Here is a 23,911-nt window from a genome sequence, read left to right on the forward strand (position 1 = left end):
TGTTACTTTGAATGAAAGTTTTATAATAATTATTCGTAAATTGTGATAATTATAATTGTTATCATCCTTACTTCTGACAGTTATTTTAATAAACCAACGCAGTCTCTATCAATGGATTTATTATCTGACGTTTTCTTGAAAACTTTGCTGGATCATTCAGCAAATCCAACATGTATTCTGCATGTTGCGCAGGAGCCAAAATTGATTAATCAAAACAAAGCGTACATAAATCTTTTAGAGCGATTATCGCTATTGGTTAGGGCGAAAGAAATTCTTAAACCGGCTGATTTTTTTGATAGAGAAAGTAGGAAATTGTTCTTCGAACGCATATCGGCTTGCGTTAAGCTCAAAGAAAAAATCACTTTACAATTAAACCCGATTTTTTCCAAATCAGAAGAGAGTATATGGCCTTTGGAACTCATCCCTGTAATGGATGGCGAATTGCCTGTTGAACATGTTATTGTGATTATTTATGAGCAAAAACTTCGGGTTGAAACTGAAAGTATTGAGGTTTTAATTAGAGAACAAAACTTAAATGAAGAACTGGCCACCACCCTTGAGGAAATGGAGGCCACTAATGAAGAGTTAAACCAAGCCCAGCAGGCCCTTCTATTGGTGAATCAAGAACTAGAGCAACGGGTTGAAGAGAGAACCAGAGATTTAAAAATAAACGAAGCCAGACTCAAATATATGATTACCGAGGCGCCTGTTGGTATCGCGGTTTTAAAAGGAAAAAACCATATTCTGGAGCTGGCTAACACCAAAATGCTCGAACTTATTGATCAATCGGATGCAATTGTAGGATCTCCATTTATCGATTCGCTACCCGAATTAGCCGATCAAGTTTACCCAAAAATATTGGCGGAAGTTTTTGAAACAGGAAAACCTTATTATGGTGAGGCCTCGAAAGTTTTTTTGAAAAAAAATGGTGAAATTAAGGAGGGGTATTACAGCTTTGTTAATTTTCCGCTGAAAAATGAAGATGGGATAATTGATAGTATTATGGTTGTTGCATCTGAGGTTACTGAAGAAGTTTTGAGTAGAGAAAAGGTAGAGAAACTCAACACATCTTTATCCAACATTAACGAACAGCTAAAAATTAGTAATGCAGATCTTATAGAAAGCAATGCATCTTTAGCCACTGCCCAAAATAGTTTAGAAAAAATTTTAGATGAGCTTTATAAAAGTGAAAACAGATTTAGAGGCTTTTTTGAAAAAGCACCCTTAGGGATGTGTGTTTTGCAAGGGCCGGAGCTCATCACAGAATTTGCCAACGATAACATTCTGGCCTTTTGGGGAAGAACAAGAGATGAGGTGATTGGCTTACCCCAGGAAATTGCCCGACCAGAAGTGGCTCCGCAAAAAGAAGTACTAAATCAGTTAAAAAATATTTTTAAAACCGGAAAACCACTCTACATCAATGCTTTAAAAGTTTCTACTTTGGTTATGGAGGGCTATTATGACACCATATACCAACCTTTAAAAAATGAGCAGAACGAGGTGGTTAGTATTTTGGTTATCATTAAAGATGTTACCCAACAGGTTAATTATAGAAAGGAGCTTGAAAAAGCCAAAGATATTTTGAAACTGGCTATGGATGCCTCTAGCATGGGTTCTTGGAATATTGATTTGGTTTCTAAAAAACTGATTCTTTCAGAACGTGCTCAAAGAATTCATGGCTTAAACACGGGTAGGCTAGATTTGGATTTGGCAAAATCGTTGGTTGCGGATGAACATCTTGAATATCTCACAGGAAGTATTAGGAAGGCCTTGCATAATCGTGTGGCATTTAACATCGAGTACAAAATTAATTCAATTGGGGGTAGCCAATTCAAATGGCTCCGATCTACAGGGAAAGCTTATTACGATTTAGAAGGAAAGGCTCAATATATTGCTGGGGCAGTTTTAGACATTACGCAACAAAAAGAAGATGAGGTTCGTAAGAATGATTTCATCGGCATGGTGAGCCATGAACTCAGAACACCACTCACATCGCTCAGCGCCTATGTACAGTTACTTCAATACAAACTTAGCCCGCACCGAGATACTTTTACCGATGAAACACTAACCAAAGTAAGCATACAGTTGAAAAGAATGTCTGGGATGATTGATGGATTCTTAAATGTTTCTGTTTTGGAAACTGGAAACATCACAATCAATAAAAGTAACTTCGATTTGATCGCATTGATAAAATCTGTCGCTGAAGAATGCCGAATTTTGATGCCAAGCCATTTTATACAGGTTATTGATGAAGAAAGGATTAACGTTTTTGCTGATCAACAGAAAATAGGGACTGTGGTGAATAATTTAATTAACAATGCCGCCAAATATTCAAGAAAAGATTCACTGATTGCCATCAGATGTGAAATTATCGGGAATTTCGTGCAAGTAAGCATTGAAGATGAGGGCATTGGGATCCACAAAGAAGACCAGGCTAAACTTTTCAATCGCTTTTTTAGGGTTGACCAGCCGAACACAAAAACGATTGCGGGTTTCGGTGTAGGCTTATATATCTGTGAAGAAATTATTAAAAAACATTCGGGAAAAATTTGGATGGAGAGCGAAGTGGGAAAAGGCTCTACATTTTATTTTATTATTCCTTTAATTGGAGCAACTGCTACGAAGAATGAAATGAACTAAATACAATTTAGATTCCCCTTCCAAATTTTGTGCTAAGAAACCGCTATCTCTACGGCCCTCAATCCCTTTTGACTAAGTTCTATTTGAAAGACTACTTCCGCATTAATGGCGATATCTGTTAAGCGATCATTTAGCTCAAACGGAATATCCTGACCGTTCTCATCTATTATGGTTCCAAGACTGGAATTAAAATCCAAGTCAACAATTTGCCCTTTTCTGAAACTATTCATTTGCCGATAGTAAATTACGTGGCAATAATAGTAAATTTTGTAGAATTACTTCGTATAAGTAATCCTACTATTCTCATTTTTTTTAAATTAAGCCCTATTTCTATTCGATGTGTATCTCGCTATTTGTTGATTCATAACCAGATAGGTGAAATGTGATTTGGCAAAGGTTTTGTTTATCTAGGCGTCAACTTAAGCTATAGAATATGCAAGATACCGTACTAATTATAGAAACTGACACAACGATCTTGGAGGCCATGCAAATGATTATTGAAGCTGGCGGATACTATGTGATAAATGCAAGTAACGGGGAGATATTACTACAGTTTGAGAAAGAATTTCCCCGATTGCTAATTATCGAAGAATTCTTGCCATTTGAAAGCGGAAGTGAAATTTGCAGAAGAATCAAATCAAATCCGAACACGGCTCATGTTCCTGTATTATTGTTATCGGGATATGAAAAGATTGGAGAAATTGCAAGAGCTTGCGGTGCAGATGGTTTTATCGAAAAACCTTTCGATTTGATTAATTTCATTGATATAGTAGATCAATATTTGCAAGCATCCTAATCGTTTTTACGATTTGTGCGCGGAATTGAATCTTCTCGATCGTTTCCATTTTTACCGTTTTTTTTATACTTTCGTCGCCCCAATATTTTAGACTCTACCTAGCCCTTTTTTTGCGATGAAAAACTTTTTGTATGGAATTGATTTTGGCACAACCAATTCAGCCCTAGCCATTTACGACGAAGATAAAAAGGAAATCGTGAATACGATTATCATTCCATCCTTAATTTATTTTCCAGAAAATGTGGAGCTGTCTAACCAAAAGAGGTATGTAATTGGCGAATCGGCCATTTCAGCCTACCTAAATGATGGTATGAAAGGTCGTTTCATAAAATCCATAAAACAAATCCTCTCCCGAAGCAGCTTTATTGAAACCAGAATACAAAATAAACGTTATAATGCTTCCGATTTGGTTTCGCTTATTTTAATCGAGCTTAAAGAAAGGGCCGATCAGATTATTGGTCAGGATTGTAAAAAAGCAGTTATTGGCAGGCCGGTTTTCTTTGATGATGATGATACTCAAAAGGATACGCTCGCCCAAACACGTTTAAGTAGGGCTGCACAGCTGGCCGGTTTTACGGAAGTTAAGTTTCAATTTGAACCAATTGGGGCTGCTTTTGCTTACGAAAAAACATTGCAGAGAAAAGAGAATGTGCTTGTAGCCGATTTAGGTGGTGGAACTACAGACTTTACTTATTTGGTTTTAGATCCTGAGAAAGTGGGAAGCCAAAATAGAAAGGACGATATGATGGCAACTGGCGGGATTTACATTGGTGGCGATAGTTTCGATTCTGCATTTATGTGGGAGCGCGGGACACCCCATTTTGGTAAAAATACCCTTTACGAGGCTACTCCGGGAAAAGTCCTCAATGTACCAAAATCCTTATTTGCCAACATATGCTCTTGGGATAAGATGAACTTTTTTAATGGTTTGAGAATTAAAAAAGATATGGAAGATTATTATTATTATTCTAACAACGATAAAAAGTTTAGGAACCTCATTACGCTGGTGGATCATAATCTTGGGTACTCGGTATTTCAAGCGATAGAAAAAACAAAAATAACCTTATCCAGCCTTGATTCTGCTTCTTTTCAATATTCAAACATGGAAATTGAGATTGATGAACAGGTAAGTGGAATGGAGTATCAGCAAATTATTGAAAAGGACATTCAAAGAATTAGCGATTATCTGGATCACTTTATGTTAAAAAACAACATCGATAGCAAAGCTATTGATAGTCTTTTTTTAACCGGTGGCACATCGATGGTGGTTGCCGTCCAAAATATCTTCAAAAGCAAGTTCCCACATTTAACTTTAAATGCGGGAGATAACTTTAAAAGTGTTGCTAAGGGTTTGGCTTACAGCGGTTACCTCTTTGAAAATAATTAGCAAGGCTGTGATAATAATTAAATTAGTTTTACTATTTTCCTGAAATTACTAACTCATAGATTTCTAACTTTTACATCATCAAATGTTGCTTGTGCATTGTAGGTTCTAAGTCCGACGCAGCCAGTGGCATACTCGCTATCGGTAGCTGAAAGAATAGGTTGTTTTGCCCCATCAATAAAAACATCAAATTGATTGCCCTTCGCGACTATTTTTAAGGTGTAATTGCTATTTACTTTAACGGGATATTTTACAGAACGGATAACAATCCATTTTTGATTACTGGACTTACCCAATTCTATATTCCCTGTTGTTGGGTTTAAACCTAGGTAATATCCTTGGTAAGCATCAGCACCAATGGCAGGATTGCTCACCCTAAACATTAATCCAGCATCTCCAGCGGTATTAACATTTACTTTGGCTTGATAGGTAAAATCAGCAAAATTGGTTCCCGTTGCAACTATTTTTGACCCATGTATGCCATAGCCGCCCGAACTTGAGTTGGAAGCCGAATGTATGGCCCCTTCTTTCCAATACCAACCGCCACCGTAGAACACCCAGTTTGTAGGCATCGCTTGGCTAAAATCTTCATCCAGACTTTTAATGGCCTTTTTTGGTTCTCCAATTACTGGAAAGCAGGTTAATCTAATGCTTTCTGCTCCGTAAGGTATAAGTGTAATGTCTTCTTCCTTTTCTGTTGATGAAACTGGGCTAAAAGGTACATCGAAGGCTGAAACCTTGTTGTAGGCTAATCCCCAGGCTGGAATTTGCTTTGCCCTTAACTTTAACTTTATTGGTGTATTGGTTCCATCGAAAGGATTTTCTGGCATTACCCCCTGCTCTACCTTGATGTTATCTATTTTGCCTTTACCCAAAATCAAACCATAATTCCACGCTGAGGTGGGTATGATTTCATAATCGGAGAAGCCTAACACTTTATGATTTTTTATCGTTTTTTTTGAAGATTGCATTTCTAAGGCATAAACTATTGGGCCACGGGTTATACTCACAGAATTATTTACTGCTGTTTGTGTTTCAACTTCCATTGGAAAGTTTAGTTCAATTTGATCGCCATTGTTCCAATTTCTTTGAATTTTATACATTTGACCAGCTTTGACACCATTTAGATTAATGCCATTTAATTTAACCTGTGGCTTGGTGCACCAAGATGGAATGCGCAGGGAAAGTGGGAAATTCGTTCCATCTTCTACGGCGATGCCTAGCTTAATTTGCTCATTGAATGGGTAATTGGTGTTTTCCGATATTTTAATCTTTTGTTCATTGGCTACCAATGCTTCCACATCCATAGGGCCATAGCTCACCACAGCCAAACCACCATCTGGGGTGGCCACCCAACTATTTTTAACATAATATGGCCAACCCATGTGCATGTTGTATCGGCAGCAACCAAAACCTGAATACGGACTGGAAATAATGCCGGTGCTATAATCTTGGTTAAAGCCTTGCGCTCCATCAACGCTATGCACCTGATTGGGAAGTGTGTAATAGGAATGGTTTTTAAAATCGCGGCTAAATTGTGCGGGCAAGGCATTAAAAGCCACCTTTTCCAATTGATCGCCAATAGAGGCATCAGAAAGAATCCGCGCTGCAGTTTCCAAACTCTGCATCCACTCTACAACGGTACAAGTTTCTACCCCCTGCGTTGAACTCCTCCCTGCCAAGAACTCTGTTCCAGACCCTAAACCTTCTGGCTGACCATGATCGTGCATAATGTGTTCAATTCCCTTCGCCATGGCATTGCGGTAAATGGGTAAGGCATTGGCTTGTGCATAAACGGCTGGAAGCTTGAGTGCCTGCGCTACGTTAACCATGTGCTTGGGTTGGAAATCGTCTCCGTAAAAGAAGAACTGGTTGTTTGTGTAAATATCGGTCCAAGGGTAAGCTTGGTTCTTTAATTTCTCTACCAAAGCCAAGAGGGCTTGATCTCCAGTTTTATTGTACAGCCAAATGGCAATTTCCATATTGTCGCCTGCTCTGGCTTTCCCCCACTCTCTTAAAGGATCGGAATCGAGATTGGCCAGTTCATATTTAAAGTATTTTGTTAGAAACGGGATTACCCGTTTATCATTTGTGGCTTCATAATAACTTTGCAATGCATACATCATAGGCATGCGCGGCCACCAATCTTTCATTTTTGGTGGGCCAAATAATCCGCTTGGTTGCTGGTTGTTTAAGGTCCAGTCGATATATTTTTGCGCCTTGTTCTTTAAGCCCAAATCATCTATTGTATAGGCCAGTGCCACCAAACCTTTTACATAATAGGGTACGCGTTCCCAACCAGATCCTTTTCCACCGAGCCAGTCTGAATTTTTCCCTAAGTTATCATCCTCTGGGTAGAGTTCTTCTGCCATGCCCGTTGCCCCTTCCTTTTGCAATTCTAATTGCTTTAGCAACCAACCTTTGGCTTTTATGCTGCCTAAGGGTAATTGTACAGACACATTTTGATCTAGAGGCTTTTTGTTGAAAGTGTAGTTTGTACTTTGCGCGTAAACAGCAGTTGTGCAGGTTATTCCAAAAAAGGACAAAGCAACCATTTTGCTGGTGAAATAACTATAAAAATTAGGCATAAAATATTTGGTTTCGATTGGTGTATTAAGTGCTAAAATAATATTTATAATTCAAATTAAATCGATTTACTTGATTCAAAACAGAGGATATACGATGTGTTGGAAAATTGATCCACCTAAGGAAGCTCAGAAACGTGAGACAAAAATCTAAAAAGAGAAAAGTATGTGCAAGAGTTGGTACGCTAAATTGAAAATTGACCCACTAAGAAACCTCAGATACCTAAGACAAAATCCAAAAAAAGAAAATTAGCTAAATTTAAAAATTGAACCACCTAATGAACCTAAGACTAAAATCCGAGAAGAGAAAAAATAAAAGTGATTTTGGTTGGCAATAGCCTATTAAGCAATAGAAATGCCTCACTTCGACAATGGCAATGCCATAAATTTGGGTTAAAATTAAAGAACTTGCAAGGCAAGCTTTCTGCCTTGCAAGTTATTGTATTAGAGAACGATGCTCTCAATAGCTTTATCGAGTGCAACTTCTTTTAGGTCGGGGAAATTAACGCCTTCAGCTCTAAAGACGGTGATATCTGTGATACCCATAAAGCCTAACACTGCTCTTAGATAAGATTCTGTGAAATCATATGCTTTCATTGGTCCTTCAGAATAGATGCCGCCTGAAGTAATTGCCAAATACACTTTTTTTCCTTTGATTAATCCCTCTGGTCCGTTTGCAGAATAGTTGAAGGTTTTGCCTGCGCGGGCAATATGATCAATCCATGCTTTTAGGGTTGAGGGAATGCTAAAATTGTACATTCCAACACCAATTACGATTGTATCTGCCGCTAAAAGTTCGGCAATGGCTTGATCGGAATGCTTGATGGCTTCAGTCATTTCTGCACTGTGTTGTTCTGCGGGAGTGTAAAATGAATTCAAATGCACCTCTTCTAAGTGAGGAAAGGGCTTATTGGTCAAATCATGTACTTTTAATGTTGAAGATGGATTGGCCTGTTGTAACTTTTCTATAACGGCATTGCCAAGTTTAATACTGAATGAAGCGCCACCACGTGGGCTTGAGATGATGTGTAATATGTTCATATAAATAATTTTATTTTGAGCTGTAAAATTATCCATAGCAAAGATCAAAAAGATACTACTATACCAAAGGATAGCGCTATCGTTTAGGATAGTGATGGCAAGTGACGGATACCGGTTGAGTTAGGGTTAAGCTTTTTTGTTCAAGCAGTAGGCAACCAAGAAAATTCTTTCTTTGGATGGATTGGATTGGACTAAATCACTTTCTGGCGTTTTGTTTAGTAATGAGGAAACCAAGTTCGAAAATGCCGGTAGCGATTCAAAACCAGATTGGACAAAGAGCACCGGATAAAATTCCTTTTCGATTGTTGCTTTTTGAGCGCTGGTACATTCTGTTATAGACCATGAATCTTCACTACTGAAACTGTATTCATAACGGGCGTTATTTAATTCTGACAGGAAAGATTTTGCCTGCGCATGTTGTTCTTTGCTTAACATTTTCTGGTGGGATTAGAAAAATGGGATTTCCATTTTTAGAGGTGTTTTTAAATTTAAGCAATTTTGATGGATTTTTAACCATACTTGACACATTAAACATTTATGGATAAATTCATGCAGTTTGAAAAACCATTCCAATAAGTTTTATCGTACATAGATGCAAAACCAAACAACAATGCCATCCCCACAAGCTCTACCACAGATAGAATTGATACGCTATTTCAATGCTATACAGCCCATTACACAAAGTTTTATTGATACGCTGATTGCCGAAACTTTTACCATACAGGTTAAAAAGAATAAATTCCTGCTCTCTCCATTGGAGCCAAACAACTATCTATTTTTTGTAAATAGTGGCATGGTGAGGGGATTTATCAAGGAAGATGGTAAAGATATCAGCACTTGGTTTAGCTTCGGGAAAGAAATTATTGGCGCCTTTCGCGATCCTAGCCAGACGGTTAAGCCATCCATAGAATATTTACAGGCCTTGGACGATTGTGAATTGTTGGCCATTCCTTACGAACTTATCGATAAATTATACTTGCAATTTCCGGAAACGAACATTTTGAGTAGAATTATCTTTGCTATGAAATACCATCAAGCTTCAGAGCGATCCATATTGGCGAGAATTCCTTCTGCTCAAAAACGATATGAAAGATTTGTGGAAATGAGTCCGCAAGGGATAACACAAATTCCGCTCAAATATATTGCGAGCTATTTGGGCATGCGTATGGAAACCTTAAGCAGAATCAGAAATAAAATGGTACGGTCGAAAACAGACGCGGCTTGACCCAATTTGATATGGTGTTTGAGGGAAGGAAGTGATTGCGCATTCTTCCCTCCTCTTTAAAGCTGGAGTAAGATTAATTAATAGGGATTGTAAAATAAAAAGTAGATCCCTTATCCAATTCGCTTTCTACCCAAATTTTACCGTTATGCCTATAAATAATTTCGGCACTTAAATATAAGCCTATACCGAAACCGGAAATGGTATGATTTCCTTTTACTCGGTAGTATCGTTCAAAAAGCTTATTGGCGTCATCAGTATTAATGCCAATGCCCTCATCTTTAATTGCTACGATTACTTCTCCATTTTTAATTGCACAACTCACATCAATACGGCTTCCGTTTGCAGAATATTTGTGCGCGTTGCTAATAAGATTGGAAATCACATTCCCAATTTTATCTCTATCTGCAAAAACTTCTACATCGCAATTGTTGGCTAAGTTTACCAAATGAGTGGATTGAGAGATGTAAGTTTCATCGATTGCTTCTTTTAACAATTCATCCAATTTGAATGTGCTTTTTTCGATGAGTATTTTTCCTGATTCTAATCTGGATACATTTAAAAATCCATTAATCATGGTTGTCATTTTCCTTACCTGATTAGCGGCTTTATCGAGTGCATTTGCGGCATAGGCATCATCTGCCAGCTTCGCTTTGCGTTGCAATACTTGTACGAAACCGTTGATGGCGGTTAATGGGGTTTTCAATTCATGGCTTACCATGCCGATGAAGTCGTTTTTACGCAATTCGTCGAGTTTACGCTCTGTAATGTCCATGAATAAACCAGAGTATTCTAAAGGATTCCCTTCCTTATCTAAAAACACCCTTCCTGTTGCCCTAACCCATTTTTCCTCACCCGTAATGAGGTTGTTAATTAGATATTCGTTCTCACTTGGCGTGTAATTTTCCAAAGCATTGGTTAAAGCTTCGGTAAGCATTCCACGATATTTTGGATTGACGGCTTCCATAACTTTTTCCATCGTTGCGGGCTCATCTATTGCTATGCCGAGTGTTTCTTTGACAAATGGAGAGGCGGTAATTTCGATGGTTACCGGATTAATGCTCCAGGTACCCATCTTGCCCGTATCAATCGCTTGCCTTAGCTTTTCATCACTCTCTGATAGTTTATTAATGTATTGAATCAGGTCATCATGCGTTTGCGCAAGTTCTTCGTTAGTGGTTGCCAATTCTTCGTTTGAAAGGGCAAGGTCTTCATTTATGGCTTGTAATTCTTCTTGGTATAGCTTTCTTTCCGTAATATCGGAACTTACGGTTGCAAGCGCAATTACTTCGTTACTAAGTGCGTCTTTAATGAAAAAACCATTCCAATCAATCCAAAATGGAATTTCGGTTTGCTCATTCCAAAAGCGAATTTCATAACTTACGTTACCCTTGCTAATCAATTCTTCAAAAATATTTTCGGCTTGGGTTCTGTCTTCGGGATAGACACAATCCATCATGGTCCGATTGTTATAGGTTGCCCATCCAAGTTTGGACATGGCACTGGGATTCAAGTATTCGATATTGCCTTTCAAATCGGAAAGCCCGATAAATTCGGCACTGGCTTCTATAAGTGAGTTTAGGTTCTGGCGTTCTAGCTCGTATAATTTACGATCGGTAATATCTATGCACGAGCTGATGTAGCCAAGAAATGCCCCATCTGCCCTAAAGCGTGGCGAGCCTTTGGCCAATAGCCAATGGTAGTTGCCATCTTTAGCTAAAATTCTAAATTCTCCTGTAAATTCTTTTTGAGATTCTAATGCCGATAAATAGATGTTGATATAATTTTGGCGATCATCTGGATGCAACAAATCTGCCCAGCCGAAAGCCAATAAATCTTGCATTGATCTTGCGGTAAGCTCCGTCCAAGTGGAGTTGAAATAAGTGCCATTCCCCTGTTCATCGCCAACGGCAATAAAAATATCAGTGGCTTCTGCCATATTTTTAAAGCGCTCTTCACTTTCCATCAGTTCTTTTACCCTTGTTTCTACACGGTCTTCTAGTTCGCTATTTAAAACGGAAAGGGCTTCTTGGGTTTCTTGTAACTCTTCATTGGTTGCTACCAACTCTTCATTAGTTGCAGCAAGTTCTTCGTTAAGCGCCTGCTCTCTTTGCAGGGCGAGCGCTTTTTCTTGAGCCATTTCTATGGCTTCTTGCTTTAAGAAGCGTTCTGTCACATCTACTGCGGTATGTAATATGCAAATGGTTTCACCCGCATCATTTTTTATGGCTCGATATTCGAAATCGAAATAAAAAGTTTGAACTTTTCCGGCTATTTCTAAATCGGCGGCAGTATCTTTTCCGGAGATGATAAGTCCTTCATTCCACACCCGCCTGAACATTTCGACAAAAGGCTGGCCTTTTAGTTCTGGAAGGGCTTCCTCTAAAGATTTCCCAATCACGCTTTTATCTTTGCCCCATATTTCAAGCATTGCATTGTTAGCATTTTGAATAACCGCAGTTTCACCAACGTGTATTGCAGTAGCTGTAGGTGTTAAGTTAAAAACTTCGATTAGTTGTTCGTTACTTAGCAGATGGGGTGACTTACTCATTGAAACTAAATGGGATGTAAAACGTAAAGGTAAAAAATACTAAACCCACAACAAAAAAAGTTGCAATAGGTTTGCCTTTTGATTTAAGAATGACAGAAATTTGAAACGGATGAGATTTGATCTTAAGTACGCCGTTGATGGCCATAACTGAAGTATTTGCGATCAAAATGCTCGTTAAGAAATACTTGTAGATTGATTGAAAGTAACCAATACGGGGAAATTGTTGACGACTTTAAGTAAGCTTTTTTGAGAATATTAACTCAAAATTCCTTTTACCAATAAATTCCATTGCACTACTGAGAAGCCTAAAAAACTACCTGTTGCAACCGCTAAGTTTCTTGCTTTATCGATAAGATGATCGGCTTCTGTATTTGGAAGTTCGTTACGGCCATGCACTTCTGCTGAAACGGTTAACCCGTGCTTACGTACTATAAAATTAGATGTGGCTTCTGATTTGAAAAAATGGGTCGTTTCGTGTGCATTAGTTGCTGGTGCTGTATCGGGACGAGCACGCATAGTAAAAATATGGTCGGCGTTTTCTTGGTGGTTTTCCATGTGCTCTATCTTAACCCAATCGAAGCCTTTTCCGGCCTTAGTTCCAGGCCCGGGAACATCAATTCTTATAAAATCGCCTATTTGAGGGCCTCTTTGCACCTTGCTATTTGTTGCATCTACCAAACAAAAAGCACTTGCCTCTATTTTGCTGATGACATGCCAATTCGATACATCCAATAATCGGGCCTTGGCTAGATCAAAGCATTGTTGTGCCTCTTCATTTGTTGGAAACGTTCTAGATTCTTCTATATCAGATTGTTTTCCAACCTTTTGTTCAGGCAACAACGCTTTTACATTCATGGTATGTGATTTATTTCAACCTATTTGATTTGACTAATTTCTGCCAATTGTTTTTTTATAGCGGGTAATGATTTGCTTGAAAAGCTGCGAATTGATTTATCTTTTGATTTTGCACCTGCTTCGTAGAGCGCGATTAGGCCTTTATAGTTTCGAGTGGTGGCATTTATGTAAGCTTCGTCAAAGGCTTTGTCTGTGCGTTTATTGAGTGACTCTACTGATTGAGTTAAATCGCTGTCAGTCAGCACCATTTCGGTGTTGGCGCTGCTTTTGCTTATGGTTCCTGAATTGCCTGCCTCCCCTTGGTTTTGATTTCTCGATGTATCACGAAGATTTTCTGGGGCTGAATCTACCCGTCCATCTGGTCGTTGCCCTCCTTGTGGCTTAGTCATAGGCAAAGCAATGTTTTTAGTTTTGGCTAGTGCAATCAGTTCTTGATTTGACTTGCTGTACTGATCAATCATCATTTCCCCAATGGCTTTAAGTTTTGGGTTTGTAGCTTTTTTTGAGGCTAAGCCACCCATCTGAATGGCTTTCATTCCGTAAAGCACAGCCTGGTTAATGAATACATCCGGGGCGATGTTATCTTGATAGACAGGGTTAATTGAATACGCCTGAATGCTATTTTCGGTTGACTTAGCTCTTGCTGGTATTGTGCTGTACAATACGAATACAAAGAACACCGCTCGTGAGAAATAATTTTTCATAGGAAATCTATTAAATACTTATAGACAACCCGATTAAGCAAAGAAAGGTTTCGAGAAATTGAGCGAATTGGAAGTGATGGGGTTTTGGATCGTTTTTTATTTAATGAAAAGGTAAAGGAATTGACAAACCTTTAAGCATTTGTCTGTTTTGGAGATTAAATGCTTTCTAGGTTTGTTTTTTTAGTCAATCTCAATCCAAACTGGTGCATGGTCGCTTGTTTTCTCCCAGCCGCGAACGTCTAAATTTACTCCTGCAGACTTTAGTCGCTTATCTAGATGCGGACTCAACAAAAAATGGTCAATTCTCAATCCAGCATTCCGGCCATAAGCATTACGGAAATAATCAAAAAACGTATAAATCACTTCAGTTGGGTATAGTTTCCGAATGGCATCTGTCCAACCCTGATCTACCAAGGTTTTAAAGGCTTGCCTAACTTCTGGTCTAAACAAGGCATCATCTACCCAGCGTTCGGGTTTGTACACGTCTAGTTCTGTTGGCATTACGTTATAATCACCACAAATCACGGTCGGTAAATCGTAGCTCAATAATTTTGCAGCGTGTAATTGTAAGCGTTCGAACCAGCGCAGTTTGTACTCTAGTTTTGGGCCTGGGGCAGGGTTGCCATTAGGCAGGTACAAACAGCCTACCACAATTCCTTCTATCATGGCTTCGATGTATCGGCTGTGTTCATCATCTGGGTCGCCTGGCAATCCTCTCCTTAATTCTTTTATTTCCAGTCCACGTGCTAAAATAGCGACACCATTCCAGCTTTTCTGCCCAAGCCAAATGGCATTGTAGCCTGCATCTTTAATGGCCTGTTCCGGAAATTTTTCTTGCGGCGCTTTCAGCTCCTGCAAGCAAACCACATCGGGCTGGGCTTCTTCTAGCCAGCGCAAAAGCACAGGCAATCTTCCATTAACACCATTTACATTGTAAGTTGCTATTCTCATAATCTTTCCTATCCTTCAAATATCTAAATAAAATTTTTGCTTTGTTGTAAATCTTAACAAGTAACGGATTTATTTTGCTTGGAAATTTGCATTTCTATTGATGAAGAATACAGGAGAAAAATCCTAATTTTGATTGATGCAAATCCCTACCGCCACCCATAACTTTCCCATTTATCATTTAGAACCCGATGAAACTGGAAATCAACATTTTAGGGTTTATAACTTTACAGGCACGTTACCTCAGCAAACGGAATTGCTCATCCCTCATCGAAAAGATCATTTTTTAATTGTTTTGGTTCGGAAAGCAGGCACTCGCCAATGGATAGATCTCGAACCCTTCATCCTAAAAGACAATACCGTTTATTTTTCAGGACCAGAAAATATAATTGTTAAAGAAGAATTTAAGGAACTTTGGAGCACTGGCTTGGCTTTTACCAGTTCATTTGTCTCTTTACATGGTGGTGAAGCGCTGCTCAGTCTTCCACTTATTCAAAATGTTCAAAATGGTCATGAGCTTTTGCTTAGTGAGAAAGATTTGGGTTTTATCGAAGATTTATTGCTCAAAATTAATGCAGAATACCAGCAACCCAATGAATGGCAACAGCGTATGCTGATGGCCTACCTAAGCCTATTACTAACGTATTTGAGTAAACTCTATACCGAACAGTTCAAAGTTAGTGATTGTGTCGGTGATCAGATTATACTTAAAAAATTTCACGCAAAAATAGATGAGTGTTTTCAGCAATGCCATGAGGTGGGCGATTATGCTTCTATGTTAAATATTTCGGCAGGCCATTTAAGCGAGTTGGTTAAAACACAAAGTGGAAAACCGGCCATAAAGCACATTCACGACCGATTGGTATTGGAAGCTCGGCGTTTGTTGTTTCACACTGCAAAATCATCAAAAGAAATCGCTTATGATCTTGGCTTTTCAGATGCTTCTTATTTCAATCGCTTTTTTAAACGCGAAACCTCCACAACGCCCGCTGGATATCGAAACCAAATCCGTGAAATGTACCATTAAAACAGTTGGATGTGTTACCGCCAATAAAAATTGTGCAGGTAGCTTTGTATTATAAAAAAAAGACATGAAAACAGTATTAATAACAGGTGCTAACAAAAGCATTGGCTTTGAAACAGCCAGACAATTATTGGAAAAGGGATATTATGTGTATTTAGGTTGCCGCGATCTTAAAAAAGGAGAGGATGCGATTAAGCAGCTCCATGCCGAAGGTTTAACGCAGGTTGAAGCTATACAAATTGATGTGGATGATTTGGAATCAATTAAAAACGCCCGCAAAGTTTTGGGAGCAAAAATAAAGATTTTGGATGTGTTGATTAACAATGCAGGCATTGGAGGGGCGATGCCTCAAAATGCCTTAGAAACTGATATGAAGGTATTTACGGATGTCTTTCAAACCAATTTCTTTGGCGTAATAGCGGTAACGCAGGCGTTTTTCGATTTAATGAATGCCTCATTAGCACCAAGAATTGTGAATGTGACTTCGGGATTGGGTTCACTGGCCTTACATAATGACCCATCTTGGAAACATTTTGCAGTAAAGCCAACAGCTTATGTTGCATCAAAAGCTGCTCTAAATGCTTATACCATTGTTTTGGCCAATAATTTAAAGGATACCGCTTTCAAAGTGAATGCCGTTGATCCAGGCTATACCGCTACCGATTTCAATAACCATTCTGGCCCAGGTACCGTGCCAGATGCCGCAGCGCGGGTAGTTAAGGCCGCCCTTCTACCAGACGATGGGCCCAGTGGTCAATTCTATAGTGACGACAATGCGCCTGATACAGGAATAAGCCCTTGGTAAACGCGTATAAAAACCAATTCTAGCTTATTTCCTAGGATTGGTTTCCCATCTATATCTGAGCAAAGTTAACAACTCCGCAATTGTTAACAATTAAGCTAAACTTCTAGCCATCAATTGGGTTATATTATCAGAACATCAAAATAGAAGCTTATGAAAAAGTGCATCTATGTAGTTGAGGATAACCCAAGCATTCGGGAAATTATAGAGTTTTTGCTTACGGAAGAACTTTACGATGTGAGGACTTGCGTTGGCACCAAAGACTTTTGGCAAAAAATGCAGGAGCATATGCCCGATTTGGTGATCCTAGATATCATGCTGGGCGATGGCAATGGATTGGACATTTGCAACCAATTGAAGCACAGCATTAAAACCTATCAAATTCCGGTTATGATGATGTCTGCCAACAATCATTTGAATGATGTAAAATCCAAATGCGATGCAGAAGACTTCATCAACAAGCCTTTTGATTTGAATGATTTTGCCAATCGGGTGGAAAAATACGTATCAAATTAGATTCTTGTAACATTATCACAACTTAACCCAAACAAAATAGCAGATGATTATCTTCGCGGCATGAAGAAATACCTAAGCATTTTTGCTTTATTAATAGTTTCAATTATAATAATTTCTTGGGGTTTTAAAGGGCATAAAACCGTTGCTAGCATTGCGGATAGGCACTTGAGTGGGGAAGCAAAAGCTGCAGTTAAAGAATTGCTTGGCAACGAATCAATTCAAGATGCAAGTACTTGGGCAGATGAAATCCGAAATCAGCCAGAATATAAAAACACAGGGAATTGGCATTTCATCAACTTACCTCTTGGTTTAAACAAAGGGCAGCTTAAAGATTCGGTTGAACATCTTCAGGTGGAAAATTTGTTTCAGGCATACAATCTAAATCTTTCGCTATTGCAAAATCCCAATGAATCGAAGGCAAAGAAAATTGAGGCTTTGAAATTTATCATTCACTTGGTTGGTGATGTCCATCAACCGATGCACATTAGCCGGGCAGAAGATAAAGGCGGCAATACCATACAAGTACAGTTTATGGGTAAGGGTACAAATTTACACTCGCTTTGGGATAGTAAATTAATTGACTATCAAAACTTAAGCATTGAGCAAATGGCTGAAAACGACTCGGTTTCTCGCCGCCAAATTAGAAAATGGCAACGTGCAAAACCGATGGACTGGATTTTTGAAAGTTATCAAATTAGCAGTCAGATTTATGCTTCCACCCCATCGGGTAGTATTTTAACTGAAGACTATTATAAAGCCAATATCGGCATTGCAAACCAACGCATGGAAATGGCGGGTATTCGCTTGGCTGGTGTTTTAAACAAATTGTTTAAGCATGGCATATCATATTCTGAAAAAAATTAAATCCTGTTGAAAGGGGTGCATGGGTTAAATATAATGTGATGGAAAGATGCATTATTGAAATCACCAGCCCTCAAAATTCCCTATCTTTGCAGCATGAGCATCCCCGACATACAAAAACTTGAAGAATTCTTTGCGAAGGCCGAAAAACCCGAAATCCCATTGATGCTGAATCCGGCCACGCAGATTAATGATTATGAACACTTTTTGGAAAGTCATTTTACACCGCTTAAGCACAACCCCACGAGTAAGGTAAACCAACCATTGTTATGGAGGTTAAAGGCACTAAAACTTTTGATAGAATCTAACGCGTAATTTTCCGTTTCGGATTCTTTCCCTCGAAGCTCATAAGAAATGTAAGGCACGAAGTTCATGTTCGAAATGGCGCTCGTAACATCGTTTTTAGGCTGCAAAATGTTATTTGGCATTCTAAAAATCGACTATGGTTAAGACTTCAATTTGTTATCCACAATATCTGGGAATCAAACACCAAGGTTTGATGATTAAAGTGTTCAATGTTAATTTTATTCAAAAATGATGGTTGATATTGAACGTGCAGGAAGCAACAATTGACTGTTTAACGCGTCGATTTTTTCTGGTTGCAAATTCACCTGCTCATCGGATGTGGTAAGATAGCGTGTGCCTTTTTTATAGGCATGTAAGGTATTCATCCTCTCAATTTTTACTTGTTGTGCAACATAGCCATAGTTGATTGCAACAGTGACTAACTTTCCTGCCCCATCAACAAATGCAGCGGTTAGCAGATTTTTATCCTTTGATCTTGTTTTCGAATCCGTTTTGTTTTCTGTTGAGAGTCTTGTCATGCCCGGTTTAACAAAACGGCTAAAATGACCAAGAATCCAAAGGTTTTTTGTGGGTGTAAAATTTCCATTCTTAAAATCGGGATCTGGTTGCAAGGCGATGAGGTAATAGCGTGTATTCATGGTGGCACTACCAGGTTCGTAGGCATTCCAGAACTGCCAAGCCGTGGCATTGCCTACTGTTAAATCGGTATGAATAACTTTGGAAAGGAATAAGGCACAATCCATTGCCGTGCGATCGGTTTTTTGCCCTTCTTTAAAACCGTCTGCTAACATCGAATATTCTGATTGCCAGAAATGAATGTTATACTTTTTAACGGTATCGGCCAGGTGTTGGCGTGTGCTTAATAATTCGTCGTTATTGCCTTCGGTAAAGTAACTGTGCCCTGCAATGGTTTTTGAAACATGTTTTAAATTGCCTATATAAAATTGGCTTTTCTGACCAAAAAACTGCTGGATTTGGTTGGATGCCTTGCCAGAACCGTTGTACAAATAGTTTAACATTCCAGCTTCTGGAATGATAATTTTGCTCTTCAGCTTTGCTGTTTCAAACTGATCGTTTAATGCTTTGGTTATTTTGAAAATCTCGTCGTTTGTCCAAGGGCTTCCTTCCTGATCTGCCTCCATATACTTGCGCGACCAATCCCACTGAGGCTCATTAACCGGGCTTACATAATCGAAATGAAAACCCACTTCGTCGAAATGTTTGGTTACATTTGTTAAAAACCTGGCATAATCGATATATGAATCGGCTTTAAGATTCGATTGATAATCCTTTTCGGTTTTAAAACCAAGTCCGTTTTTGGTGTATTGTACTGGAGGTGAGTTCGAAAATGCAATTAGCGTTTCTACGCCGTAATCTTTGGCTTTTTGCAGAAAAAAGCGATAGCCTTCTTGTTTTGTCCAATCGTAAGTACCATCTGAGTTTAAAAATGAATCGGATCTTTTTCGGAAATCTTTGATTCCGCTTTTATCGCCTTGTTCTAATGTACCAGCGCCAATGTTAAATCTCCAAGCAGAGAGTGCGATGCCTAAAGGCTGCCCATTTTCATCGCTTTGCTTGCTGAAGAGCAGTTCTGCAATGCGTTCCTTTTTTTCAGTGGGCCAATATTTTCCGATACCTTCAGAAAACCAACAGCCTGATGAACCAATATTTTCGATTACCTGCATTTTCTTTTTGAAATCGACCTTGATGTAGATTACAGAATCTGGCTGCTGAGCTAAACCATTGAATGTTTGAATTATACATACAAAGAATAGGACGATTGATGTTTTCATTTAAGGGAGGAGATTTGATTTTAGAATCTTCTGTGGACAGAAAATTTTACCTTAAAAAATGCAGGGTGCATAAGCACCCTGCAACATTCTTTGGGATTTGAAGTACCATCTAGATTGGACACCAGGTGTTAGTCTTTTTTGCTTATAAAATCATAGCTTAATGTTACCTCTCACCGCAACTTTAAAATAGCAAACCAGACCCAAATCAGGAGATATATCGTCACCAGGGTTAAATATAATTCAAAAAATGCGATCCGATATTATTTTCGCCAAATATTTTTTGTAAAGAATTTATGCATACCAAAACCGAATCTTTTCCAAACCAATTCTCATCTTTTTTACAGAAAATACGTGCTGTAAACCAATGCATTATAATTACAAACCTAAAATTTGTAAATAACCTGTTCATTCAAGAAACAATTATTAAAAAATGAACAAAATGATTTTTTTCAAAAAAAACTATTCCAGTATATTTAACATCGAAAACCCCAAATCAAATCCTTATGAATGGCTCAAAAAGAGCAGCTTACAGTTGTGTGATTATTGATGATGACAAAGCAATGGTGCATATTTTAGAGCACTATGTTTCTTTAACGGAAAAGTTAGCGCTTAAATGTAGCTTTACTGACCCACTGGATGCCACGGCTGCTTTCTGGAAATTTGAGAAAGTAGATTTTCTTCTAATTGATATTGAAATGGGCGTTTCGGGTATTGATATTGCCAGAATGCTAAGGGAGAAGGTTGCCTACGTAATTTTTATAACTGCACATCGCAATTACGCTATGGATGCTTTTGCGGAGGGCGATCGCTTTTTGGTTAAGCCACTTAATTTCGATCAATTTTTAGAAACCATTAACAGCATTATAGCAAGAGATCGAAGCAAAAATTTATTGGGTAAAAAAAAACATTCATGAATCAAAAAAAGCAGTTTCATTAAACCTTCCGAGTTAATTCTTGTTTCTTTATAAATCCCTTAGTTATGGCAAATCAAGAAAACAAGAATACAGGCCTAGAAAATGGCAACGAAAGAAAAGATCAGGAACAACTTAATCAAAAAGCTTTAGGGAACGACGACATCCAGCCAAAGCCTGAAAACAACAACGATTTGCTCAATACGCCTAAAACTACAGGAACAGGATCGAACCCTGCTGGTGCAAGGCCCGATTCTCTCATTGTGCATGAAGATGAGGAAGGAGACAAACGCTACGAAAAGGGTGAATAGATTATAAAACGATATCGCTTATCGGGGCATCCTGACTCGAATCGTGCCCATATTGGGTATGTTCGTTATATGATGCCTTTAAATTTTCCAAATATTCTTTAAGGTTATCGATTTTGTCGTTAACCATTTCAACTTCATTTGCATTATGGTCTGCCGCGCCATCCATACTGTTCATTACTTCTAACGAATAGTCCATAAAGTCTTTAAGATTTTCGGATAGGAGTTGTTTTTTTTCAATCATCGCTTAATTTTTAGGAAGAACAATGTTGGGCTTAAATAGTTGAGAGAAAATTCAAATTTGTTTTTGTTTAGTTGAATCCGAACTGCGTAATTTATTTTATTTTCGCTCCTTAAAACAAAATACAATGTCGATTAGCAAAGCGAATGATAAAGATATACCACAATTACAAAAACTGATTAACAGCGCTTATCGTGGTGATGAATCAAAAAAAGGCTGGACGACCGAAGCTGAAATTTTGGGGGGCATTCGCATTGATGAGCAAACGCTTGAGGGCTATTTAGACCATGAAAAGGTATGCATCCTAAAGTATTGCGATGCAGATGGGGCAATTTTAGGAAGTGTTTATTTAGAAATTAAGCAACCAGAACTTTACCTAGGTTTGTTTGCAGTTTCGCCAAGCCATCAGGCGAAAGGTATTGGAAAGGCTTTATTGAAAGAAGCCGAGGCATTTGCTTTGGCTAATGGATGTAACCGGATTGCCATCACCGTAATTAGCAGTAGAACAGAACTGATCGCTTGGTACGAAAGACATGGATATATTGCAACTGGTAAATCGATTGCGTTTGAAGATATTGAAGGGCGTTTCGGCGAACCGAAACAGGAGCATATTGTGCTTATCGGAATGGAAAAACGCTTAGCTTAATTGAATTTGCTGATTTATCAGAACAATTCAAGTCTCTCTCCGCCCTTATCCATTAGGCAAAAAAAATGCAGCAAGAGATAATCTAACTGCATTTTGCTTTTGGAGCTTTTTGATTTATACTAGCGCGATTCTAACATCAACTGCGTTTACACCTTTTTTGCCATCTTGCAGCTCAAAAGTTACCTCATCGCCTTCTTTAATGTTGTGTACCAATCCTGAAGCATGTACAAAAACTTCTTCTCCTGTACTGCTTTTTATGAAACCAAAGCCCTTGGTTTCGTTGAAAAATTTTACTGTTCCGGTTTGCATTATCTTTTATTTTTCTCAAATATATAAAATGTGTTGCAACTCTAATCATATGGCATTGGAGAAGTACATTTAAAAACGCCATTAACAAATTTTTTACATCATCAAAAAGTATTTTGTAACCTTTCGAGATCGTCTGCTCGGTTGGATTTTGCAAAGCGAATGTCGTAACATTGGTTAAATGTGGCGAATGCCTTTAATGCAGTACTAAATTTTTCTATTAACTGTTTGTTGATTGGAACTTCTTCAAAATGAATGTTATGCACCATTAGCATCTTCTTTTTACGATCGGCTTTGGCATCCATCCTTGCAATGAAGGTATCGCCCGCTAAAATGGGCAAGGAAAAATATCCATATTTTCGTTTTGCTGCCGGAACAAAACACTCAATTTGATAATCAAAATCGAAAAATTCCCTCAGGCGATGGCGAAAAACATTCAGAATATCGAATGGAGAAAGTATAAATACTTCATTGGATATTTGCACGTCGGTCTTTTGCTCTCGAAGCATGTAATGTGGGCCTTTAAGGGCTTCTATCTGTACCTTTAAAACAGCGCCTTCTTCTACCATTTTTTGCAACTCGGTTTTTACCAAATTTCCTTTTATTCTTCTAGCCCGCCAAGCCATTTCTTTCACGGTGGCAATGCCCAATGCGCCCAAAGTTCTTTTGATGATAAAACGGGCAAACTCTATGTTGGTTGGCAGGGTCATGTCGGTATCTAAAGGCACCAGATTTAGTGGAACATCGTACCTTTTGTGGAACTTACTGTCGCGACTAATCATCAGCCTACCGTCGAAATATAATCGCTCTAAGGCAACTTTTGCGGGGCGCCAGTCCCACCATCCGGTACTTGCCTCTACCCTATCGTTTTCAAAATCGCCCACCCGTACGGCACCATCTCTTTCTACTTGATCCATTATCTGCTCCATCAAAAGGATTTCGGGCTTGCTAATTTCTTTCCGCTGGGTTTTAAATGCTTGTTTTATCGGCAATGAAAAGCGGAAATCTTCCATCGGCAAATAGCCAGCATCCGAGCTGAAATATTCAAATACATTCCCCTCTTCACATAGCGCTGACAACCAGCCAATTTCATAATCTGGAACTCTGGTATATAGCACATGATGATGGGCCCGCTCAACCACGTAATTGGTATCGAGCTGCACAAATCCCAAATGCTGGATCACCTTATTAACCGCTTCTATTCCATAACCAAACTGAGCCGGACTTGCCAAGCCTGCTGCATCTAAAATAATTTTTCTGGCCTGCGCCAGCGTTAGAGTAATCGCTTGCATTAAGCTAAAATATAAAATGCTTGTTAAAGTAATTGTAGCTTGAATCAAAATTTTTAAGCGACATGTGCTGGTAAATTGCTTGTGTAGAATCGCTAATCGTACGTAGAAGCTTCGGTGTGGATTGAAACACTAAAACCGATTAACTTAGACTAAAAAAGCCCAACGATCTTTTACATCGT

General features: G+C 38.6%; 24 protein-coding genes. 12 read left to right on the forward strand and 12 right to left on the reverse strand.

What is annotated here, in order from left to right; genetic code table 11:
• The first annotated feature begins 111 nt into the window (after positions 1–111).
• Entirely contained in the window at positions 112–2,640 is a 2,529-nt protein-coding gene (locus tag DHW03_RS05475; protein ID WP_109924698.1) for an ATP-binding protein, read from the forward strand.
• A gap of 32 nt (positions 2,641–2,672) precedes the next feature.
• Here DHW03_RS05475 and DHW03_RS05480 read toward each other — a convergent pair whose 3' ends face one another.
• Positions 2,673–2,870: a hypothetical protein gene (locus DHW03_RS05480; RefSeq protein WP_109924699.1), complete on the reverse strand. Its 198-nt coding sequence runs from the start codon at positions 2,868–2,870 to the stop codon at positions 2,673–2,675.
• A 203-nt stretch (positions 2,871–3,073) separates the two neighbouring features.
• Here DHW03_RS05480 and DHW03_RS05485 point away from each other — a divergent pair, with 203 nt between their 5' ends.
• Positions 3,074–3,436, forward strand: a complete 363-nt coding sequence (locus DHW03_RS05485; protein ID WP_109924700.1) for a response regulator — start codon at positions 3,074–3,076, stop codon at positions 3,434–3,436.
• Positions 3,437–3,551: 115 nt separating this feature from the next.
• A complete protein-coding gene (locus tag DHW03_RS05490) occupies positions 3,552–4,823 on the forward strand; it encodes an Hsp70 family protein (RefSeq protein WP_109924701.1) in 1,272 nt (423 codons plus the stop codon).
• Between the two features lie 53 nt (positions 4,824–4,876).
• Here the strand turns inward: DHW03_RS05490 and DHW03_RS05495 are convergent, their stop codons facing one another.
• The 3 genes from DHW03_RS05495 to DHW03_RS05505 form a co-directional block, all read right to left on the reverse strand.
• Positions 4,877–7,408, reverse strand: a complete 2,532-nt coding sequence (locus DHW03_RS05495; RefSeq protein ID WP_240618471.1) for a beta-L-arabinofuranosidase domain-containing protein — start codon at positions 7,406–7,408, stop codon at positions 4,877–4,879.
• Between the two features lie 441 nt (positions 7,409–7,849).
• On the reverse strand, positions 7,850–8,446 hold the full coding sequence (locus DHW03_RS05500) for an FMN-dependent NADH-azoreductase (RefSeq protein ID WP_109925023.1): 597 nt from the start codon (positions 8,444–8,446) through the stop codon (positions 7,850–7,852).
• A 126-nt stretch (positions 8,447–8,572) separates the two neighbouring features.
• Positions 8,573–8,881, reverse strand: coding sequence for a hypothetical protein (locus tag DHW03_RS05505; protein WP_109924702.1), 309 nt, complete (start codon positions 8,879–8,881; stop codon positions 8,573–8,575).
• Between the two features lie 175 nt (positions 8,882–9,056).
• On the opposite strand from DHW03_RS05505, the gene DHW03_RS05510 reads away from it, so the two are divergent.
• Entirely contained in the window at positions 9,057–9,671 is a 615-nt protein-coding gene (locus tag DHW03_RS05510) for a Crp/Fnr family transcriptional regulator (protein WP_165825362.1), read from the forward strand.
• A 73-nt stretch (positions 9,672–9,744) separates the two neighbouring features.
• Here DHW03_RS05510 and DHW03_RS05515 read toward each other — a convergent pair whose 3' ends face one another.
• The 4 genes from DHW03_RS05515 to xth all read right to left on the reverse strand — a co-directional run bounded on the left by DHW03_RS05515 (position 9,745) and on the right by xth (position 14,729).
• Positions 9,745–12,219 carry a PAS domain S-box protein gene (locus DHW03_RS05515; protein WP_109924704.1) on the reverse strand — a complete coding sequence of 825 codons (2,475 nt, stop codon included), beginning with the start codon at positions 12,217–12,219 and terminating at the stop codon, positions 9,745–9,747.
• Positions 12,220–12,474: 255 nt separating this feature from the next.
• Positions 12,475–13,074: a hypothetical protein gene (locus DHW03_RS05520; protein ID WP_109924705.1), complete on the reverse strand. Its 600-nt coding sequence runs from the start codon at positions 13,072–13,074 to the stop codon at positions 12,475–12,477.
• A 20-nt stretch (positions 13,075–13,094) separates the two neighbouring features.
• A complete protein-coding gene (locus tag DHW03_RS05525; protein WP_109924706.1) occupies positions 13,095–13,778 on the reverse strand; it encodes a DUF4142 domain-containing protein in 684 nt (227 codons plus the stop codon).
• A 180-nt stretch (positions 13,779–13,958) separates the two neighbouring features.
• Entirely contained in the window at positions 13,959–14,729 is a 771-nt protein-coding gene (gene xth / locus DHW03_RS05530) for an exodeoxyribonuclease III (RefSeq protein WP_109924707.1), read from the reverse strand.
• A gap of 136 nt (positions 14,730–14,865) precedes the next feature.
• On the opposite strand from xth, the gene DHW03_RS05535 reads away from it, so the two are divergent.
• From DHW03_RS05535 to DHW03_RS05555, 5 genes are all read left to right on the forward strand, one after another.
• Positions 14,866–15,753 (forward strand): helix-turn-helix domain-containing protein, encoded by an 888-nt coding sequence (locus tag DHW03_RS05535; RefSeq protein ID WP_109924708.1) that lies wholly within the window; start codon positions 14,866–14,868, stop codon positions 15,751–15,753.
• A 64-nt stretch (positions 15,754–15,817) separates the two neighbouring features.
• The gene (locus tag DHW03_RS05540; RefSeq protein WP_109924709.1) at positions 15,818–16,555 is read left to right on the forward strand and encodes an SDR family oxidoreductase; all 738 of its coding nucleotides are present in this window, start codon (positions 15,818–15,820) and stop codon (positions 16,553–16,555) included.
• 150 nt (positions 16,556–16,705) lie between these two features.
• The gene (locus DHW03_RS05545; RefSeq protein WP_109924710.1) at positions 16,706–17,068 is read left to right on the forward strand and encodes a response regulator transcription factor; all 363 of its coding nucleotides are present in this window, start codon (positions 16,706–16,708) and stop codon (positions 17,066–17,068) included.
• Between the two features lie 60 nt (positions 17,069–17,128).
• A complete protein-coding gene (locus DHW03_RS05550) occupies positions 17,129–17,932 on the forward strand; it encodes a S1/P1 nuclease (RefSeq protein WP_109924711.1) in 804 nt (267 codons plus the stop codon).
• Between the two features lie 93 nt (positions 17,933–18,025).
• Positions 18,026–18,244: a DUF6965 family protein gene (locus DHW03_RS05555; RefSeq protein WP_109924712.1), complete on the forward strand. Its 219-nt coding sequence runs from the start codon at positions 18,026–18,028 to the stop codon at positions 18,242–18,244.
• Between the two features lie 209 nt (positions 18,245–18,453).
• Here DHW03_RS05555 and DHW03_RS05560 read toward each other — a convergent pair whose 3' ends face one another.
• Positions 18,454–20,028 carry a glycoside hydrolase gene (locus DHW03_RS05560; protein WP_109924713.1) on the reverse strand — a complete coding sequence of 525 codons (1,575 nt, stop codon included), beginning with the start codon at positions 20,026–20,028 and terminating at the stop codon, positions 18,454–18,456.
• Positions 20,029–20,531: 503 nt separating this feature from the next.
• Here DHW03_RS05560 and DHW03_RS05565 point away from each other — a divergent pair.
• Positions 20,532–20,942, forward strand: a complete 411-nt coding sequence (locus DHW03_RS05565) for a LytR/AlgR family response regulator transcription factor (RefSeq protein WP_109924714.1) — start codon at positions 20,532–20,534, stop codon at positions 20,940–20,942.
• A 65-nt stretch (positions 20,943–21,007) separates the two neighbouring features.
• On the forward strand, positions 21,008–21,250 hold the full coding sequence (locus DHW03_RS05570) for a hypothetical protein (protein ID WP_109924715.1): 243 nt from the start codon (positions 21,008–21,010) through the stop codon (positions 21,248–21,250).
• Position 21,251: 1 nt separating this feature from the next.
• On the opposite strand, the gene DHW03_RS05575 is transcribed toward DHW03_RS05570, so the two are convergent.
• Positions 21,252–21,491 carry a hypothetical protein gene (locus DHW03_RS05575; RefSeq protein WP_109924716.1) on the reverse strand — a complete coding sequence of 80 codons (240 nt, stop codon included), beginning with the start codon at positions 21,489–21,491 and terminating at the stop codon, positions 21,252–21,254.
• A 124-nt stretch (positions 21,492–21,615) separates the two neighbouring features.
• Between DHW03_RS05575 and DHW03_RS05580 the strand changes: the two genes are divergently transcribed.
• Positions 21,616–22,134, forward strand: coding sequence for a GNAT family N-acetyltransferase (locus DHW03_RS05580; RefSeq protein ID WP_109924717.1), 519 nt, complete (start codon positions 21,616–21,618; stop codon positions 22,132–22,134).
• Between the two features lie 114 nt (positions 22,135–22,248).
• On the opposite strand, the gene DHW03_RS05585 is transcribed toward DHW03_RS05580, so the two are convergent.
• Positions 22,249–22,443, reverse strand: a complete 195-nt coding sequence (locus tag DHW03_RS05585; protein WP_109924718.1) for a cold-shock protein — start codon at positions 22,441–22,443, stop codon at positions 22,249–22,251.
• A 101-nt stretch (positions 22,444–22,544) separates the two neighbouring features.
• On the reverse strand, positions 22,545–23,732 hold the full coding sequence (locus DHW03_RS05590) for a winged helix-turn-helix domain-containing protein (protein ID WP_109925024.1): 1,188 nt from the start codon (positions 23,730–23,732) through the stop codon (positions 22,545–22,547).
• Between the last annotated feature and the right edge of the window lie 179 nt (positions 23,733–23,911).

It is taken from the genome of Pedobacter yonginensis (genome assembly GCF_003173595.1).
Classification (GTDB): Bacteria; Bacteroidota; Bacteroidia; order Sphingobacteriales; family Sphingobacteriaceae; genus Pedobacter; species Pedobacter yonginense.